This is a genomic window from Algoriphagus sp. (assembly GCF_013373065.1).
In the GTDB taxonomy this organism is placed as follows: Bacteria; Bacteroidota; Bacteroidia; order Cytophagales; family Cyclobacteriaceae; genus Algoriphagus.
Window position 1 is genome coordinate 45,778 of the sequence record NZ_JABXIN010000018.1, and the last position, 17,541, is coordinate 63,318.

General features: G+C 43.0%; 16 protein-coding genes and 1 riboswitch. Of the genes, 7 read left to right on the top strand and 9 right to left on the bottom strand.

Annotation, left to right across the window (positions count from 1 at the left end; genetic code table 11):
- Window positions 1-72 precede the first annotated feature (72 nt).
- The 3 genes from HWE15_RS12695 to rfbC are packed head-to-tail and all read right to left on the bottom strand — an operon-like array spanning window position 73 to window position 2,341.
- Window positions 73-1,026 (bottom strand): NAD-dependent epimerase/dehydratase family protein, encoded by a 954-nt coding sequence (locus HWE15_RS12695; RefSeq protein WP_290507912.1) that lies wholly within the window; start codon window positions 1,024-1,026, stop codon window positions 73-75.
- Window positions 1,027-1,036: 10 nt separating this feature from the next.
- Entirely contained in the window at window positions 1,037-1,783 is a 747-nt protein-coding gene (locus HWE15_RS12700; RefSeq protein WP_290507913.1) for a CpsB/CapC family capsule biosynthesis tyrosine phosphatase, read from the bottom strand.
- A 3-nt stretch (window positions 1,784-1,786) separates the two neighbouring features.
- Window positions 1,787-2,341 (bottom strand): dTDP-4-dehydrorhamnose 3,5-epimerase, encoded by a 555-nt coding sequence (gene rfbC, locus HWE15_RS12705; RefSeq protein ID WP_290507914.1) that lies wholly within the window; start codon window positions 2,339-2,341, stop codon window positions 1,787-1,789.
- Between the two features lie 173 nt (window positions 2,342-2,514).
- Here rfbC and hflX point away from each other — a divergent pair, with 173 nt between their 5' ends.
- A complete protein-coding gene (gene hflX / locus HWE15_RS12710) occupies window positions 2,515-3,777 on the top strand; it encodes a GTPase HflX (protein WP_290507915.1) in 1,263 nt (420 codons plus the stop codon).
- A gap of 41 nt (window positions 3,778-3,818) precedes the next feature.
- Here the strand turns inward: hflX and HWE15_RS12715 are convergent, their stop codons facing one another.
- The 3 genes from HWE15_RS12715 to HWE15_RS12725 form a co-directional block, all read right to left on the bottom strand.
- Window positions 3,819-6,206, bottom strand: coding sequence for a TonB-dependent receptor (locus HWE15_RS12715; protein ID WP_290507916.1), 2,388 nt, complete (start codon window positions 6,204-6,206; stop codon window positions 3,819-3,821).
- Between the two features lie 131 nt (window positions 6,207-6,337).
- Window positions 6,338-6,434: riboswitch (TPP riboswitch) on the bottom strand.
- 57 nt (window positions 6,435-6,491) lie between these two features.
- Complete coding sequence (locus HWE15_RS12720) at window positions 6,492-8,015, bottom strand: magnesium chelatase (protein ID WP_290507917.1); 1,524 nt, start codon at window positions 8,013-8,015, stop codon at window positions 6,492-6,494.
- A 9-nt stretch (window positions 8,016-8,024) separates the two neighbouring features.
- Window positions 8,025-9,125, bottom strand: coding sequence for a VWA domain-containing protein (locus tag HWE15_RS12725; RefSeq protein ID WP_290507918.1), 1,101 nt, complete (start codon window positions 9,123-9,125; stop codon window positions 8,025-8,027).
- A gap of 60 nt (window positions 9,126-9,185) precedes the next feature.
- Between HWE15_RS12725 and HWE15_RS12730 the strand changes: the two genes are divergently transcribed.
- Genes HWE15_RS12730 through corA form a run of 3 tightly spaced genes read left to right on the top strand, consistent with a single transcriptional unit; the run spans window position 9,186 to window position 11,484 of the window.
- Window positions 9,186-9,413, top strand: coding sequence for a hypothetical protein (locus HWE15_RS12730; protein WP_290507919.1), 228 nt, complete (start codon window positions 9,186-9,188; stop codon window positions 9,411-9,413).
- An 18-nt stretch (window positions 9,414-9,431) separates the two neighbouring features.
- Complete coding sequence (gene queG, locus HWE15_RS12735; protein ID WP_290507920.1) at window positions 9,432-10,373, top strand: tRNA epoxyqueuosine(34) reductase QueG; 942 nt, start codon at window positions 9,432-9,434, stop codon at window positions 10,371-10,373.
- A 4-nt stretch (window positions 10,374-10,377) separates the two neighbouring features.
- Complete coding sequence (corA, locus tag HWE15_RS12740) at window positions 10,378-11,484, top strand: magnesium/cobalt transporter CorA (RefSeq protein WP_290507921.1); 1,107 nt, start codon at window positions 10,378-10,380, stop codon at window positions 11,482-11,484.
- Here corA and nadC read toward each other — a convergent pair.
- A complete protein-coding gene (nadC, locus tag HWE15_RS12745) occupies window positions 11,481-12,338 on the bottom strand; it encodes a carboxylating nicotinate-nucleotide diphosphorylase (RefSeq protein WP_290507922.1) in 858 nt (285 codons plus the stop codon). The genes corA and nadC overlap by 4 nt on opposite strands.
- Before the next feature lie 53 nt (window positions 12,339-12,391).
- Window positions 12,392-12,787, bottom strand: a complete 396-nt coding sequence (locus tag HWE15_RS12750) for a DUF4783 domain-containing protein (RefSeq protein WP_290507923.1) — start codon at window positions 12,785-12,787, stop codon at window positions 12,392-12,394.
- A 136-nt stretch (window positions 12,788-12,923) separates the two neighbouring features.
- On the opposite strand from HWE15_RS12750, the gene gpmI reads away from it, so the two are divergent.
- Window positions 12,924-14,447, top strand: coding sequence for a 2,3-bisphosphoglycerate-independent phosphoglycerate mutase (gene gpmI, locus HWE15_RS12755; RefSeq protein ID WP_290507924.1), 1,524 nt, complete (start codon window positions 12,924-12,926; stop codon window positions 14,445-14,447).
- The gene (locus HWE15_RS12760) at window positions 14,447-15,016 is read left to right on the top strand and encodes a hypothetical protein (RefSeq protein ID WP_290507925.1); all 570 of its coding nucleotides are present in this window, start codon (window positions 14,447-14,449) and stop codon (window positions 15,014-15,016) included. The genes gpmI and HWE15_RS12760 overlap by 1 nt, the downstream gene beginning before the upstream one ends.
- Before the next feature lie 301 nt (window positions 15,017-15,317).
- On the opposite strand, the gene HWE15_RS12765 is transcribed toward HWE15_RS12760, so the two are convergent.
- Complete coding sequence (locus HWE15_RS12765) at window positions 15,318-16,994, bottom strand: amidase (RefSeq protein ID WP_290507926.1); 1,677 nt, start codon at window positions 16,992-16,994, stop codon at window positions 15,318-15,320.
- 75 nt (window positions 16,995-17,069) lie between these two features.
- On the opposite strand from HWE15_RS12765, the gene HWE15_RS12770 reads away from it, so the two are divergent.
- Entirely contained in the window at window positions 17,070-17,507 is a 438-nt protein-coding gene (locus tag HWE15_RS12770) for a hypothetical protein (RefSeq protein WP_290507927.1), read from the top strand.
- The last annotated feature ends 34 nt before the right edge of the window (window positions 17,508-17,541 follow it).

Here is a 17,541-nt window from a genome sequence, read left to right on the forward strand (position 1 = left end):
ATGATTTTTTAGCTAAAAAAATCAAATGGATTCAGCGCAGGAAAAGGTTAACGGCGAAATCAAAAAATAAGTTTATTTGGCCCATTTAAAAGTCTCTAAGAGGGGCCTGAATTCATAGTCCAGGATTTTTTGGACTTTGCTATTATCAAAATGGACAGCCATTTGAGATATCCGGGCAGTGCTACGATTCAAGGGTATATTTGAAGTTCCGATCCAACGGGAAAATCCTGCATACCAAACTGCCAGATTCAATAACAACGGAGTGACTGGTTTTTGAGGAGCTTTTTTATCAAAAGCTTGGGCCATTTGCTTGAAAAATTCCTTGTAAGAAATACTTGCAGCATTAAGAATAAAGCGCTCTCCCCAGATTCCTTTTTCAAATAGAAGGCGGGTGACTTTTGCCGCGTCCCGAGCATCGATGTAGTTTACATCCCCTTTTGGATAATATGTTTTTCCCTCTAACACATAGTTGTAAATAGACGTACTACTTCGTTCATCAGCGATCTTTCCGAGAATGATGGAAGGGTTGACCACCAATACTTCCAGACCTTCTTGTTCCCCTCGCCATACTTCGAGTTCTCCCTCATACTTGGAGCGGGCATAATCTGTATGAAGAGGGGATTCAGTCCATTTGAATTTCTCATTGATCGTGGTAAGCTCGGTAGATCTTCCGATGGCGGCCACGGAGGAAACATGAATTAAGCGCTTGACCCCCTTTTCTAACATGGTATTCACCAAGTTTCGAGTACCAATCACATTGGTTTGGTAAAGTTGATCCGAATCAGATGGAGAAAAGGAAACCATTCCGGCGGCATGAATTACCAAATCCATGTTTTCCAAGGCAGTTTCTAGCTTGGTTTGATCATGTAAATCCGCCTCAACATAGGTGACATCAATTCCAGCTTGGTCTAGGAGTCGGGTGGATGATCCTGCTCTTCGCATGCCAAAAATTTTTCCAAGCGGAGCAAATTCACCAGCCAAGTAACTGCCGAAGAGTCCTGTTATTCCGGTGATTAGAATATTCATTGGAGAGTACTCACAATTCAGTATTTAACCAGTTCATCTCTTTGATCTTCTGGTAGTATTTGGCCCCGGAAAGGGTTTTGAGCATGTCCAGATATCGCTCGTTATGGCAATCTGAACCCAAAAATCGGACATTACCGGTATCAATCAGATTCTCTGCAAATTCCTTGACCGGGCGGGAATAAAAGCCAGTCAGTGACAGCATATTCACTTGAAGCAAAATTCCCCGATCCAGGATTTCCTGCTGGAGGTTTTTGTCCGCCAATAAATATTGATACCGTTCTGGATGAGCAAAAACAGGTTTGTATCCAGCCATTTCTAATTGAAAAAATGATTCCAATAACATTTGGGGTTTATTGATAAATCCCGTTTCCACCAATACATAGTGATCCCCAAAGGATAGCAGTTTGTCTCCTGCTTTTACTTTTTCCAAAAAAATCTCATCCAAATAGTATTCGGCTGCAGCCTCAATTTCGATGGGAATTCCTGCCTGCTGAACGGCTTTACGAAGATCTTCCAATCCCATTTGAATGATTTCAGGCGTATTCCGATAGTATTCGGACATTACATGGGGAGTAGTCACCAATTTTTTGAGGCCGAGATCTGCCATTTCCCGAATCAATCCTAGCGATTCCTCCATGGTTTTTGAACCATCATCAATGCCTGGGATCAAATGAGAATGCATGTCTGCATGCAACCAATCCAGGTTCAGGTCTTCAACTTCAACAGGTTTTCGCTTGAAAATATCGAGTAGTCCCACGACTTAAAATCCTCCTTCGCTTTCTTGAGTAAACTCGGCCAAAGTTGGCCATTTTTGATCTTTTTCGGAAATGATAGGTTGGTCTACCATCCAATCAATCTGTAATTCCGGATCATCCCAACGAATTCCTCCCTCACTTGGAAAATGATAGTATTCAGAACATTTGTATAGGAATACCGCGTCTTCCAATACTGAAAAACCATGGGCAAATCCTGCTGGAACGTAGAGGAGGTTTTGTTCTTCGGCATTCAAAATAACAGAATGCGATTGTCCATAGGTTTCCGATCCTTTTCGAAGATCTACAACCACATCCAAGACTTTTCCTTGAACTACCCGTACAAGTTTTGCTTGGGCATGGGGAGGACGTTGGAAGTGAAGCCCCCGGATCGTTCCTTTTTGAGAATAGGATTGGTTGTCCTGTTTCCATTGAATAGCGATCCCCAATTCATCAAACCAGTCTTGCCGATAGGATTCAAAGAAATATCCCCGCTCATCCCGAAAGACTTTAGGATAAATTTCAACAACCCCTTGAAGCTTACTTGGACGAAATTCTGGCATGATTAATTGTTTGATCGGTCAAAATAAATATTCCTTCCTAGAGTATCCTAATCAAATTCATGGAATTATCACGACCTTTGTAGAAAGAATGGCGAACTCCAACAGGGTAAAGATTCCTTTTACTTGAACTAAAGGAAAGAGGAACAGCTTTTCTTTATACAGAAAAGAACAGCATGAGTAAATATTCTAGAAAACTCCAAAAATTAATTGATACGGCTCCGAAGCAGGAGACGGCGGTGTTGGTTTCTCTGATTCGACAGCAAGATTCGGATCAGGAAGTGGAAGAGCATTTGGAGGAATTGGCATTCTTGGCAGAAACCCTGGGGGTGAAATCGGTCTATCGATTTACCCAGCGCCTCGAAAAACCTGATATCAGGACCTTTATTGGAAAAGGGAAATTGGAGGAGATTTTGGCTTATATCACTCATTTTGGGGTAGATATGGTCATCTTCGATGATGATTTGACTCCTTCCCAGATGAAAAACCTGGAAAATGAACTTAAGGTCAAAGTCTATGACCGCTCCTTATTGATTCTGGATATTTTCTTAAAGCGGGCACAAACAGCTCAAGCTAAAACCCAGGTTGAACTGGCACGCTATCAATATTTACTCCCGCGATTGACTCGAATGTGGACTCACTTGGAGCGTCAGCGTGGGGGGACTTCCACCCGGGGTGGTGCCGGTGAAAAGGAAATTGAAACCGATAAGCGGGATATTCGAAATAAGATATCCTTGCTCAAGGGGAAATTGAAACAAATCGAAAAGCAAGGAGTCACCCAGCGAAAAGGCCGAAAAGGAATTGTCCGGGTAGCGTTGGTTGGTTATACCAATGTGGGGAAAAGTACCCTCATGAATTTAATCACCAAAACCGATATTCTGGCTGAAAACAAACTTTTTGCGACTGTCGATGCGACTGTACGGAAGGTCGTATTGGATCAGATTCCCTTCCTGCTTTCAGATACGGTTGGGTTTATCCGGAAACTTCCAACTCACCTGATCGAATCTTTTAAATCTACTTTGGACGAAATTAGGGAAGCCGATTTATTGGTGCATGTGGTGGATATTTCCCACCCGAGTTTTGAAGACCACATCGCTGTAGTTAATCAGACCCTTCGGGAAATTAATGCCGGGGACAAACCAGTATTGTTGGTTTTCAATAAGATTGATTTGGTGGAAACCATGCCTTCTGAAGAAGAAATTATGGAAATGTCTGAACTAGAACGACAAGAAGCAGACTTTAAAGATTTTAATGCACTCGCTGATGCATATAGAAAGAAAACTGGTATTGAACCGGTATTTATGGCTGCTGGAACAGGCTTGAATGTGGAGGAATTTCGTAAACGCCTGACAGAAGAAGTCAAAAAGATTCACCTAAAAATCTATCCACATTATTTGGATGATCAGACCATCAGTTTTGATGAAAGAGATTTTAAATAATAAAAAAGCTGCCCGGTTAATTCAGAGCAGCTTTTTTGCTTTTAAAATCGCATGCTAACTCCCAAAAGAAAATTGGTGCCGGCCTGAGGGTAGTAGTAATTTTCTGTAATCAATTCTCTCTCCGTATCTCCCGGGATAAAATAGCTGAAGGTATAGCCATTGGGTTCATACAGTTCATTGAAGATGTTATTGATCAGCAAGTTGATTTCCAGATTTTTGAAGTATTTGGGCTGTGCTGAGTAGCTGATGCGCAGATCATTGGTGAAAAAGGCATCCAAGGAACGATCTTCATTGGAAGTGTTATCCAGGAATTGACGACCTACATACTTGCTCATCCAGTTGATACTCAAACTTTGGATCGGCTTGAATTCGATAATGGCCGAACCAACCACATTTGGCGAGAAGGCAATATCGGTATCGGTGTAGGTGATCGCTTCTTGTCGAAAATCTTCTACGCTGTAATCATCAATGTATTCGGTGAAGGAATCGATTTTATTTTGACTGAAAGCAATATTTCCTCCAAAGGTCCACGTTTGGGATACCTGATAAGCTCCGTCCAATTCAATTCCAGCTCGATAGGAAGAAGCAACGTTTTCACGGATATAAGCCCCTACATCATTGATTTGACCAGTAAGAATTAGCTGGTCTTTATAGTCCATGTAGTAGAAATTCGCGTTGTAGGTGAAGTTTCCGGAACGGGACCGGATTCCAGCCTCTAAATTATTCAAGCGCTCCGGTCGGGGAACTTCCGTGATAGGATTGTCGGTAAAATCCGAACGTACCGGTTCTCGATTGGCTACCGCATAGCTCGCATACCAGGTGTTTTTTCCTTTTTCGTATGAAATCCCAAATTTGGGGTTGAAGAAGGTATAATTTTCCTCCCCGTCAACTATCCGCAAATCATCATTCACGCCAAAGAAGGTGTAGTTGATTCCCCGGAGCTGTAAGTCACCAAAGAGATTAAGGCCTGGTTTCAGCTCATAGGTGGCTTTAGCATAGATATTCCGATCATCCTTGATGGCATTGTTGTCGTAGTAGCGGTCTCTGATATCGGTGTTGCCAGCGATCCGAGCCCAGATAATTTCTCCAAAATGATCTCCATCGTAGCGATTTGCGCCTCCTCCGAGGACTAGATCCCATTGTCCATTGTCAGAGATATAATTCACCGAGCCAACAAAACCGTAGAAGTCATTGTCCAACCACCTTCTTCGGATGATATCGGTACTTTCAATCAATTCATCTCCAATTTGTACCGGAGCCAAGCCATAGCTGGCAAAGTCATCATCTTCCCGATACTGCTCATAATAGCCTCTTCCATAAGTGTAATGCAGCGCCAAATTGGTTTTCCAGTTAGAGCCGATATTGCCCGTATAAATCAACTGATAATGATCCTGTTGGTAATTGTCGGTTTCATTATCATAGGTGTAGTAATTGTTGGTTCGGTCTGTTTCCAACAAGGCCTCCGGTAGACCCCACCAAGATTGATAGGTTTGTTCTTTTCCGGAAAAGACATTGAGTTTGACGACGTGATTTTCTCCATAATATCCTCCTGTCAAGAAATAGGAGCCCAAGTCTGAAAAGGCTCGATCCACATAGCCATCCGTGGTGATTTTTGATAGGCGTGCATCTACAGCAAATCGACCATTCAAAAGGCCCGTTCCTGCCTTGACGGTATGCCTCCAGGTATTGAAGCTACCGAAACCATTGTCAATTTGGGCATAGGCTTCATCTTGTCGGGTATCCGTTTGGAAGTTTAGGCTGGCTCCAAAAGTCGCCGCTCCATTCGTGGAGGTTCCTACTCCACGCTGGATTTGGACATTGTCAACCGAACTGGCAAAATCAGGCATATTTACCCAAAAGACCCCATGTGATTCAGCATCATTCAAAGGAATCCCGTTGATTGTCACATTGATTCGGGTTTGATCTGTTCCGCGGATTCTAATTCCAGTGTAGCCAATTCCTGCACCGGCATCCGAGTGGGATACGACGGAGGGTGTGAAGTTCAAAAGGATAGGAATATCCTGCCCTAAGTTTCGTTTAGCCAATTCTGCCTTATCAATGGTTTGAAAGGTGGTGGGAGTGGATTCAGAAGCCCGGGTAGCTGAAACGATGAATTCTTCGGAAACGAATTCTCTACTTTGAAGTCTGAAAATCAATTCCTCCGAAGAAGGAATAGAAATTTCTTGAGTGATGGATTCATAACCCAAATAGGAGACCCGAATCATCCAAATTCCTTCCGGAAGTTTGGAAAGGACAAATTTCCCATTCATGTCCGTGACCGTTCCTCTACCGGTTCCTTCCGCCCAAATGGAGGCTCCGACTAATGGGGAATTGGTAGCTTGATCCCAAACGCTTCCTTTCACTTGATACTGTGCCTGTGCAGCAAGTGTAGTCAGGCAAAAAGCCAGACTTAGCCATAAATTTTTCATGTGTAATAAACCCTTTCGGGAGATTGAGTTAAACATGGGAAGACTTAGGGGAAGTCATCCGTATTTGTTTACCCTTTTTGCAGCAATAAAAGCTAAAAAGCAGATGGTACCGATTCTGTCTCTTTTACAAATACGCTGCTTGCTCATTTCCCTTCGCCGGCACTACCCGGATCAGGTAATATGGGTATGATCTCAGCCCGTGATATTGGGGCACCCCTTATGATCTAGGAACAAAGGTATAGAGGAAAAGTTTGAAAGCAAAAAAGAGGCTTTCGCCTCTTTCTCTTATAAATCATCCTCGTCAAAATCCTCTTCTTCCCCCATTCCCATATTAAACATGGAACTGAAGAGGTCCCGAAATTGCAATCCGGTATCCAAAAGTTTTTTACTGAGTTGTGAATATTCGGCAAGCCCATGCAAGGCAAACTCCATAAAGAATTCTTTCTCTTTTTCAGGTAGGTTTTCGACCATTTGAGTGACGATATTCTCCAATCCCGGTACTTCGTGTAAGGCTTGCTTGTATTCTTTGTCGGATTGGGAGGCGAGAATGTCAAGTTCGTTTCCTTCCCCAAACCAAGCCAATGGAATCACATAGGGATTTCCTTCTTTGGATTTCTTTTTTTGTTCAGGTGATGGGAAATAGTTCACAAACTGACTTCGAATTGCTTTTCCGATCAGGTTGTAGGCAACAAGGCCGGCGCCTTCCTGTTCTCCCTCATAGACCAATTCTACTTTTCCGGTGATCGCAGGAATCACTCCGATCAAGTCCGCAATTCGGACGACCGTGTTTTCCTCTCCGTTGAGATAAAGCCTCCGTTCCGCAGCTGAAATCAGGTTTTCGTAGGCCGAAATGGTCAATCGGGCTGAAACACCACTTTTTTCGTCCACATACTCCGAATTACGGGCTTCAATAGCAATCTGCTCAATCAAATCCCGCATCAATTCAGGCACGTGAATTTGATCCACAGGCTTCCCTTCCAAATTGGCTTCTTGAGCGGTAATTTTCTTCCCAATTTCAATGCTTTTTGGATAGTGCGTGATGATTTGGCTTTCAATCCGGTCTTTTAACGGAGTCACAATGCTTCCTCGGTTGGTATAATCTTCAGGATTAGCAGTGAAGACAAATTGAATATCCAAAGGCAATCGCAACTTGAACCCGCGAATCTGAATGTCTCCTTCTTGCAAAATATTGAATAAAGCCACCTGAATTCGGGCTTGTAAATCAGGTAATTCATTAATTACAAAAATGGATCGGTGGGAACGCGGCACTAAACCATAGTGGATTACCCGCTCATCACTGTAGCTGAGTTTTAACGTAGCCGCTTTGATGGGATCCACATCGCCAATCAAGTCAGCAACAGATACATCCGGTGTGGCCAGTTTTTCGGTATAGCGCTCATTTCGGTGCCACCAACTAATGGGGGTATGATCGCCTTTTTCCTCAATTAGGTTTTTGGCAAATGAAGACAAAGGATTCAAAGGATCATCATTCAGTTCGGAACCAAATACCACTGGCACATACTCATCCAACAATTGCGTCATCATTCGAGCAATTCGGGTTTTGGCCTGTCCTCGAAGTCCGAGTAAATTGATATTGTGTCGGGATAAAATTGCCCGTTCAATATCCGGAATGACGGTATCTTCATAGCCCCAGATTCCCGCAAAGACATTTTCCTTTTGACGGATTTTTCGGATCAAATTATCCCGGAGTTCCTCCTTGATGGATTTGGGTTGATAACCAGCAGCCTTTAGCTGTCCTAGTGTTTTGATTTGGGTGAGTTCTTTTCCGCTTAGATTTTGGTAGTCCATGGAATTTATTTAAAAGCGTTTCGTTCTGTTTCGTCTGTAATCTTCAAAAATCAAATCCCCCAGTCCTTTCAGACTGCTGTAATAGGCATTTCCGTTATTCACTTTAGTAAACTCCTTGACAAATTCCTTCAGATAGGGGTCGGAAGCAATCATAAAGGTCGTTACGGGGATTTTCAGCTTTCGGCATTGAGCTGCTAATTTGAGCGTCTCGTTCAAGATTTTGCTATCGATGCCAAAAGCATTCTTATAATACTTGATCCCCACTTTTAAGCAGGTAGGCTTACCATCCGTAATCATAAAGATCTGCTTGTTGGGATTTTTTCTTCTTCTCAATAAATCCATCGCCAATTCCAAACCGGCAACGGTATTGGTATGATATGGGCCTACTTGGAGATAGGGCAAATCCTTGATTTCAATCTGCCAGGCATCATTTCCGAAGACAATCACATCCAGCGTGTCTTTCGGATAGCGGGTTTTGATCAATTCTGCCAAAGCCATGGCGACTTTTTTGGCAGGAGTAATTCGGTCCTCTCCATACAAAATCATGGAATGGGAAATATCAATCATCAAAACCGTTGAGGTTTGAGAACGATATTCCTGCTCAACTACCTCAAGGTCGTCCTCGGTCAACAAATAATCTCCGGAAAGGCCGTGGTTGGCTTGGGCATTTCTCAGGGAATCGGTCAGTGCGATTTGATCCAGATTATCGCCAAACTCATAGGCTCGGCGGTCACTTCCCCGTTCATCACCCGGCCCCGAATGGGTCGTTTTGTGCTGTCCGGATTTTCCTCGTTTTAGCTTGCCAAAGATTTCTTCCAAAGCCGATTTTCGAATGGTCTGCTCAGCTTTTCCAGTGATTTTAAATTCCCCTTTTTGATTTTCTTCGGTGAGATATCCTTTGGACTTTAAGTCTTCGATGAAGTCTCCAATTCCATAATTAGGATTGGTCAGATTATATCGCTTATCCAGATTACTCAACCAATTCAAGGCTTCTGCTACATCTCCACCTGTCATCGTTACAAGCTGGAGAAAAATATTGAGCAAATTCTCAAATGTGTTTTTAGAGGGGTCTTGAGGAGGTACGTATTGCGTGAACCGAAATCCTTTCATATTGGGTTTAACAAGTAGGAGGCTTGATGAGTTTACCTGAAAAGACAATTTATTCTAAAAATGAGAAACTATGAATTTGCAGTCGGTTTTGTCACCGGTGCTTTGATCATATTTGTGACATTGATTCAGCTGAATGTGGCTCTTCCTTTGATTTGGTTACTGTTTATTGCAGGGCCTTTCCTTGTGCTTTGGATGGTATGGACGGTCTTAATCGCTCCCATTCAAATTGAGGAAACTTTTGAAGAACAATGGTATCAGGATCGGCCAGATATGCGACGAACTGAATAAAATCTTAATTTCGGCTTGATGAGTTCAGCCGATCAGCATACTGCTATACTAAAAAAAACTGCCCGTCAACTGGGCTTTGACTTTTGTGGAATAGCAAAAGCAGAATTTTTAGAGGAAGAGGCACCGCGGTTGGAGGAATGGCTGAATCGAAACTATCAGGGAGAAATGGCCTACTTGGCCAATCACTTCGACAAACGATTGGATCCAACCAAACTGGTTCCAGGAGCCAAAACGGTGGTTTCCCTGATTTACAATTACTATCCAGAGAAAAAACTCCCTGAGAATCCAGAATCCATTAAACTGGCTAAATATGCTTATGGAGAAGATTACCATTCGGTGATCAAGGAGAAGCTCAAAACCTTTCTAGAAATACTTCGAGAGGAGATAGGCGATATCGATGGGCGGGTTTTTGTGGATTCAGCACCGGTCATGGAGCGGCAGTGGGCCCAAAAGGCCGGTTTAGGGTGGATCGGGAAAAATAGCCTTCTGCTCAATCGGAAAATGGGAAGCTTTTTCTTTTTGGCAGAGTTGATTATCGATCTGGAAGCTACTCCAGATACCCCTTTAGCCAAGGACTATTGTGGCACATGTACAGCCTGCATCGATGCTTGTCCGACAGATGCCATAGTGCAGCCTGGAGTAGTAGATGGGAGCCGATGTATTTCCTATCTCACCATCGAATTGAAGGAAGCTATCCCGAATGAATTCAAAGGGAAGATGGAGAACTGGGCATTTGGATGTGACATATGCCAGGACGTTTGTCCCTGGAATCGTTTTTCAAAACCGCACCAAGAACCTGCATTTCTGCCCCATCCTGACTTCGAAGGATTTACAAATAAAGACTGGATGGAGATGACAGAAGAAACCTTCCGGAAAGTTTTTAAAAAATCTGCCGTAAAGCGCACCAAATTTGCCGGACTGAAAAGAAATATCGAATTTATTCAGTCAAACAACTCCTAAGCTCATGGCCCAAAAATCGAGTTTGAAGCAGTTTCAAAAACTTTTTAAAACCAAAAAGAAGAAGAGGCCTGCTCATAAAGTCGGGCTTCCGCCTGCAGCTTTGGTATTTACAGGAGATCAAAAGCAGGAAGAAGTTTTTATCAACTTGATTACCTATGATGAAGTTGATTTTTATGAAGAAAAAGTAAAAATCTCTCAGATTGAGGAGCATTTGATGCTTCAGAAAAAGGTGGTTTGGATCGATGTGGTAGGTCTCCATGATATTGAACTTTTGGAAAAAATCGGACAGGCATTCGGTATCCATAAATTGACGTTGGAAGATATTCTCAATGTCAATCAGCGGCCTAAAATGGAGGTCTTTGAGGAGTATATTTTCACGACCCTGAAAATGATACAATGTCCAAGTCCTGAATCTCCCGTGGACGATGAGCAGGTCAGTTTTATTTTGAAAAACAACGTGTTGATTACTTTTCAGGAAAAGAAGGGGGATGTTTTTCAGTTTGTCCGGGACCGATTGATGGATTCAGGCCGTGCCATTCGAAAGCGGGGGACGGATTACTTGCTCTATGCCTTATTTGATGCAGTAGTGGATAATTACTTTGTGGTGATGGAGAATATTGGCGAGCGCATCGAAAATCTAGAATCCCAAGCCATGATAGAGCCTGGCCCCGAAACCTTAAACTCTCTTTATCTCCAACGAAAAGAAATGATGGATCTGCGAAGGTCCGTTTATCCCCTTCGGGAAGTGATTGGTTCTTTCGATAAATATGCAGAGCACAAAATTTCACCGGAAGTAAGGCCCTTTATTCGCGACTTGTACGAAAATACAATTCAAGTCATTGAAACGATGGAAGTATTTCGGGATATGTCTTCCGGCGTTTTGGACTTGTATATGAACAGCTTGTCAAATCGCATGAATAATGTGATGAAGGTATTGACGGTGATTTCTACCATTTTTATTCCCATGACCTTTGTGGCCGGGGTATATGGGATGAATTTCAGGCATATGCCAGAACTCGGTTGGGAATACGGATATTATGGATCGCTGGGACTTATGGCCTTGATTGCCATTGCCATGGTCATTTATTTTTGGAGGAAGAAGTGGCTTTAGTAGGCCTTTAGGCTAATGTCCAAACTGCTTACCGAATGGGTTAAAGCGCCCATGGAAATGAAGTCAACGCCGCATTCTGCGACATCGGCCAAGGTTTCTTCCGTAATTCCTCCTGAGGCTTCAATACTCATTTTCCCGTCTATTAATTCAACTGCCTTGCGCATGGTATCATAGTCCATGTTGTCGAGCATGATATAATCCACACCTCCCACTTCCAACACCTCATTGACCTCTTCCAGATTGCGGGTTTCTACCTCAATTTTTAAATCCAATTGGTGATCAAGAAGGTATTTTTGGGTATTTCGGATTGCATTTTTGATTCCTCCTGCAAAATCGATGTGATTGTCCTTCAGCATGATCATGTCATAAAGCGCAAATCGATGATTTACACCTCCACCAATGAGTACAGCCCATTTTTCCATCAATCGAAAATTAGGAGTCGTCTTCCGTGTATCCATCAATCGAGCCTTGGTATGGAGGATTTTTTGGGTAAGTAGGTGGGTTTTGGTGGCAATCCCGCTCATGCGCTGCATGCAGTTCAAGACCAATCGTTCCGAAGATAGAATGGAAGCAGCAGGGCCTTTTACCTCCAGGCCAATGTCTCCGAATTTAACCGGATCCCCATCCTTTTTGAATAGAGTGACTTCCAAGCGAGGGTCAAAGGTTTTAAATATTCGCTCGGCCAATTCCACTCCAGCAAGAATACCCTCACCCTTGATTAAAAGTCGAGCTCGCCCTTGGGTATCTGGTGAAAATGCCGACAGAGAGGAATAGTCCCCGGGTCCAATGTCTTCGTTAAATGCAGCTTGAATAAAGGCCTCTAGGGCTGAATCTGTCAAATAGGAGGGTTTCATCCCACAAAAATAGGCATCTTGGAAGGTTTATCCCTTCTTTTTTAAAAAATCACTCAGGCTTTGACAAAGCCCAAACTATAAACTTCCAATTGGGAGTTTTGCTGATTGATTTTGATTAATACTTTATATCGGGCTTGTCCGCTTTGATATTCTCCGATGTAGGAGCTTAGGCTGGGGTTGTTTTCGCTTTTGAAAACCACCTGGAAACTAAGAGGAGGATTTTTTTTAAAAAAGTCTCGTAGCACCAGTTCTGCCTGGTTTTTTGAAAAATCTCCCTGTTGCCCATTGATATTTAGTGAAATGCTATTTCCAAAATAGCGGGCTAATTCACTGCTTGAGCCTGAGTCGATCGCCAAAATTACCGGATCAATAGAATCCATCGTTTTGGCTGGCTCTAAAGGAGAGATCCAAAAGGTAAGGAAGAAAAGAAATAACTTAAATCCACTCATCGGCCCACGAATAGACAAATACTAAGCCAAAAAAGCGGTATACCCTTGATTTTTTGTCCTTCAGGAAAAAAAGTGAAAATAAAGCAAAGAAGTCTATTGCTCCGGTCAATGGTAAGAAAAGTAATATATTTGCGACATGGAAAAGAATGTACTTTTAATGATTTTGGATGGCTGGGGAATCGCGACTAATCCAGCCGTGTCTGCCATCGACAAAGCCAAAACTCCTTTTGTAGATAGCCTCTATGAAAAATACCCGCATGCGACACTTGAGGCCTCTGGTCTTGCGGTAGGTTTGCCTGAAGGTCAGATGGGAAATTCAGAAGTGGGCCACATGAATATCGGTGCTGGTCGAGTGGTCTATCAGGATCTTGTAAAAATCAATCAGGCTGTCCAAAATGGCGAACTTAAGGAGCATCCTATCCTTGTTGAAGCATTTGAGAAAGTAAAATCAAATAAGAAAAAAGCACATTTTATTGGCTTGGTTTCCGATGGAGGGGTGCATGCCCACATCGATCACTTGAAAGGGCTTTGCGATGCTGCCCATTCCCATGGGGTTGAACAAGTTTTTGTACATGCCTTCACGGATGGAAGGGATACTGATCCTAAAAGTGGCGCAGGATTCCTTGCCGATTTGGAGCAACATATGGAAAAATCCACCGGCCAAATTGCTTCTGTCGTAGGTCGTTATTATGCGATGGACAGAGACAACCGTTGGGAGCGAGTGAAACTTGCCTATGATGCTTTGGTCCTTGGAGAAGGTGAAAAGTCCAAAAATATTCAAGCGGCCATTAAGAAATCTTACGAAAACAATGTAACGGATGAATTTATCCGGCCTATTATCCATGTAGGTCCTGACAATAAACCTTTGGCCACTATCGAAAATGGGGACATGGTGGTTTGTTTCAACTTCCGTACAGACAGAGGAAGGGAAATTACGCAGGTCCTTACCCAGCGTGATTTTGAGGATTTCAATATGAAGAAGTTGGACCTGGATTACATCACCTTCACCAACTACGACGATACATTTAAAGGGGTAAAAGTTCTTTTTGAAAAAGATAATCTGAAGAATACCTTGGGAGAGGTGTTGGAAAAAGCCCATAAAAAACAAATTCGAATTGCTGAAACCGAGAAATATCCCCATGTGACCTTTTTCTTTTCCGGAGGTCGCGAAAAGGAATTTGAAGGAGAAAGCCGAATTCTTTGTCCATCCCCAAAAGTTGCCACCTACGATCTCAAGCCGGAAATGAGTGCCTATGAGATCGCTTCTAAGATTAATCCCGAACTCAAAAAGAAGTCAGCCAATTTTATCTGTCTCAATTTTGCAAATGCAGATATGGTAGGGCATACCGGGGATTTTGAAGCAGCGGTAAAGGCCTGCGAGGCTGTGGACGAATGTGCAAAAAGTGTTATCGAGACCGCTCTAGATAATGACTATACGATTATCGTTATCGCGGATCATGGAAACTCAGATGTCATGATCAATGAAGATGGTACCCCAAACACAGCACATACGACGAATTTGGTGCCTTTCATCATGGTGGATAAACATGATCGATTTACATTAAATAATGGAAAACTGGGGGATTTAGCACCTACTATTCTGAAATTGATGGGTGTTGAAATTCCAAAAGAAATGACCGGAAATATTCTGATAAGCTGATGAAAATCAACCTATTACTTCTTTTCGGAGCCTTTTTGTTTCTGTTTTCTTCCTGCGAAAATGCGCCAGGTATTGCAAAACCCGGGAAGCTTGATCCCTTACCCTACTATGATGTCAGTGGATTTATTGAAGCTGAGATTGCCAAAATGGATGAAGAAAGGGTCACCAAATCTACCCGGATCAACGGGAAGGAGGAAAGTCTGGAAGTCTCCCTTTCCCAAGAGGAATGGCGGGAAGAATTGGACGCCTTTATTCGGGCGGATATTAATAAACCGTCTTTGGTGAGTTCTTACACGACAGAATTACAAGGCGATATTTTAATTCACCGACTGAAACCAGGGGCTAAGAATTCTGTCCAAGAAATCCGTGTTCGAATCATCGACGATCGTCCCATTTGGCTGACCTTCAAGGTTGCCAAGGAAAGTATGTTTTATACTTCCTACGTCTTAGGGGAGGTTTACATGAATCAGCGGACTCAAAAAATTGATCACTACGGGATCGAAACCACTCAGAAAATCTGGTTTTTGAGTCCTAATAATATGCGGGTAAAAGGGGCGGTTTTGCCTTGATTGAATCTTGAAGGAAAGATAAGAGGCTGTCTCAAAAAGTATCGTCATTACGAGGCCTAACATTTGGAAGAATGCACAAAACGAGATGACAGTGTTCAATATTCTCCGAATTCTGGTCACCCTGAGCGGAGTCGAAGGGTCCTCGACTCCGCTCGGACTGACCCATTTTAGAATACCCAAATAAAATCTATCATCGGTAACGAAGTGAAGGAATCTACACTCATTTAATTTAAATCAACATCGAGATCGCTTCGTTTCACTCGCTATGACAAAACCTTATACTTTTGAGACAGCCCCTTTTTTATTTGTTAAAAAGGGGAGGTCGCTTCGCCTGCCAATCCGTATTTTTTTGAATGTAATTTCCTAATAACACTAACTTATCTTCTTCAAATAGATTTCCAAGCAAGGTGATGGAAGTTGGGCTTCCTCCTCCATTAAATCCATTCGGAAGGCAAAGTGCCGGATGGCCTGTCAAGTTGGTGATTTGTAGTTGTTGTCCCCCATAGCTAGGTGTGACAATCACATCATATTCCTTCATCAAATCATGCATTTCTTGGATCAAGATGCTTCGCTGACGTGCCAAATTCACATATTCCACGGCCGGGATAAATCGTGCGGCTCGGAAAAGATTGGGCCAGGCATTTCGGTTTTGCGCAACCAATTCATCATCCCAACCCAAGCGGGTGAGTTCGTCAAATGCTGCAGCACCTTCTACCATCAGCATCATGGTTATAGGTCCTGCCGCAACAGAAGTTTGGAGCTCAACAGGATGTAATTCAAACCCTTCATTTTCTAAGAATTCCAGGACTTTTCGATCATTCTCTGAACTTCTATTTCCTTCGAAAAAGGATTTGAAATAGCCGATTTTAAGACTTTTTGGATCTTTATCGGCAGAATAATTGAAGGCTGCTTCGATCGTGCTTGGGTCTTTTTGATCCTTTCCATTTAAGACAGAAAGCACGATGGCATTATCCAAAGCGGATCGGGAAATTGGGCCGATTTTGTCCATGGACCAGCTCAAAGCCATCGCCCCATGTTTACTAACACGACCATAAGTTGGTCGAAGTCCAGTAACTCCATTTCGGGTACTTGGGGAAACGATGGAGCCCAAGGTTTCTGTACCAATGGCAAAAGGCACCAAGCCCGCGCTTACTGCTGAAGCAGACCCGGCAGATGATCCACTTGATCCTTGTTCCAAATTCCAAGGGTTTTTCGTTACTCCCCCATACCATACATCCCCCATGGCTAATGCACCTAGGGTAAATTTGCCTACCAAAACAGCTCCTGCTTCATCCAGTTTTTCAACGATCTGAGCCGTTTCATCAATTTCTTGATCCTTGTAAGGAGCCGCTCCCCAAGTTGTTTTGGTTCCTTCCACAGTCAAAAGGTCCTTGATGCCATAAGGGATTCCATGCAATGGCCCTCGATAGCGTCCTGAAGCCAACTCGGCATCCATGAGACGGGCTTTTGCAAGGGCATCCTCTTCCATCAAGGTGATTAAACACTGAAGTGTGTCTGAATAGGTTTTGATCCGATCCAGATAAATTTTAGTCAGACGCTCACTGCTTAACTGGCCATTTCGGATCAGGACAGCCAATTCATGAACTGGCGTGTAAGCAATGTCCACATCACTGTTTGGTAGCGTCACATTTTCGGCTAGTCCAAAATCCACCGGCATTTGACGGGTCTCCGGTTGGTAGCCAATAGGCAGTGGATTGAAGACAAGCGCCGGAGCTATGGAATTATCCAATTTGTATTCCCGAGAAGATTCCAAATTCCTCAATTGAAATTCAAGTCGGGAAATCATACTGTCTTTTTCAGCAGGAGAAAAGCTCAGACCGATAAGCCCAGCGGCGCTGTCAATTGTTTGGGGATTGATTTCCCCAGCTAGTTTTCCGAAGGTAAAGCCTAAAGTCAGGGTTGAAATCATCCCCAAAACCACAAACAAGGCAGAATGTCTTTTATTTTTTCTTTCCATAGGATAGTTTTACTATACTGCACAAACAAGCATTGCTCGAAGGTGTTTATTTAGCTGTAAAAATTCAAACCGTTCATGGATCAAAAAGCCCAATTTCCAATTTTCCCAATGCATTTTCGGGGCCTTCTTTTGTTAGCAGGTATGTATACTGTGGCTTGGTCAGCATTTTTCAACTGGTTTGGACCTGAACTTATTGCATGGCTTGCAGAATCCCCAGGTGAGGTTTTCGATCTTCCCGCGAAATACTATGGTATGTTCGGGATTGTAGTTGGCTTGGTACTTTTTGTATCCGCTTTTTATCCTGTGAGTTGGGTGTATTTGATTTTGGCAGGAATTACGGGAAAAGTCATTTTGGCAATTTGGTTTTCGCTTGGTTTTTTGCCCGAGCTTGGCTGGAACAAACGGACAGGTTTTCATTTGATAGTCAATGAATTATTGTGGTTAATTCCTTTGGTAATCATTTTTCTTCGTGCCTTACAAGTCAAGGAATATCTAAGAAAGCAAGAAGAATAACCTTGTTCGTCTTCGCTTTCTTTTAGCTTGAAAT

Bases quoted from the DNA above. Each gene is read 5' to 3' on its own strand.
- HWE15_RS12695 (WP_290507912.1), bottom strand. From the start codon at position 1,026: ATGAATATTCTAATCACCGGAATAACAGGACTCTTCGGCAGTTACTTG.
- rfbC (WP_290507914.1), bottom strand. From the start codon at position 2,341: ATGCCAGAATTTCGTCCAAGTAAGCTTCAAGGGGTTGTTGAAATTTAT.
- hflX (WP_290507915.1), top strand. From the start codon at position 2,515: ATGAGTAAATATTCTAGAAAACTCCAAAAATTAATTGATACGGCTCCG.
- HWE15_RS12715 (WP_290507916.1), bottom strand. From the start codon at position 6,206: ATGAAAAATTTATGGCTAAGTCTGGCTTTTTGCCTGACTACACTTGCT.
- HWE15_RS12720 (WP_290507917.1), bottom strand. From the start codon at position 8,015: ATGGACTACCAAAATCTAAGCGGAAAAGAACTCACCCAAATCAAAACA.
- HWE15_RS12725 (WP_290507918.1), bottom strand. From the start codon at position 9,125: ATGAAAGGATTTCGGTTCACGCAATACGTACCTCCTCAAGACCCCTCT.
- HWE15_RS12730 (WP_290507919.1), top strand. From the start codon at position 9,186: ATGAGAAACTATGAATTTGCAGTCGGTTTTGTCACCGGTGCTTTGATC.
- queG (WP_290507920.1), top strand. From the start codon at position 9,432: ATGAGTTCAGCCGATCAGCATACTGCTATACTAAAAAAAACTGCCCGT.
- corA (WP_290507921.1), top strand. From the start codon at position 10,378: ATGGCCCAAAAATCGAGTTTGAAGCAGTTTCAAAAACTTTTTAAAACC.
- nadC (WP_290507922.1), bottom strand. From the start codon at position 12,338: ATGAAACCCTCCTATTTGACAGATTCAGCCCTAGAGGCCTTTATTCAA.
- HWE15_RS12750 (WP_290507923.1), bottom strand. From the start codon at position 12,787: ATGAGTGGATTTAAGTTATTTCTTTTCTTCCTTACCTTTTGGATCTCT.
- gpmI (WP_290507924.1), top strand. From the start codon at position 12,924: ATGGAAAAGAATGTACTTTTAATGATTTTGGATGGCTGGGGAATCGCG.
- HWE15_RS12760 (WP_290507925.1), top strand. From the start codon at position 14,447: ATGAAAATCAACCTATTACTTCTTTTCGGAGCCTTTTTGTTTCTGTTT.
- HWE15_RS12765 (WP_290507926.1), bottom strand. From the start codon at position 16,994: ATGGAAAGAAAAAATAAAAGACATTCTGCCTTGTTTGTGGTTTTGGGG.
- HWE15_RS12770 (WP_290507927.1), top strand. From the start codon at position 17,070: ATGGATCAAAAAGCCCAATTTCCAATTTTCCCAATGCATTTTCGGGGC.